Origin of the sequence: Marinobacter halodurans, assembly GCF_004327985.1 — a bacterium.
Classification (GTDB): Bacteria; Pseudomonadota; Gammaproteobacteria; order Pseudomonadales; family Oleiphilaceae; genus Marinobacter_A; species Marinobacter_A halodurans.
Genome location: NZ_SJDL01000237.1, coordinates 1 through 252 on the forward strand (window position 1 = coordinate 1; position 252 = coordinate 252).

The window sequence follows — 252 nt, forward strand, 5'->3', positions numbered from 1 at the left end:
CGCCTCGATAAAGTAACGGCGACTGTGCACCCAGCACTGGGCGTGGGTGACGTTCTCCTGGGCGGCGGCGTACCGGGCATAGGCCGCGTAGCCGTCACTGATCAGCGTGCCGCTGAACGACTCGCTGTGAGGTGGACCCGATCAGTTGGACAACCTGATGGTGTCACTAAGCTATGATCCGGTTGTTTCCCTGGCTCAGGCTAGCCAAGGCTATCGGTTGCCCGTAGTACACCTCATCGGGCGTTTGATACT

General features: G+C 59.9%; 1 pseudogene. It reads right to left on the reverse strand.

The annotated features are described in order from the left end of the window. Positions 1-117 (reverse strand): annotated as a pseudogene (locus EZI54_RS24210) (IS66 family transposase); the annotation flags it as partial. Between the last annotated feature and the right edge of the window lie 135 nt (positions 118-252).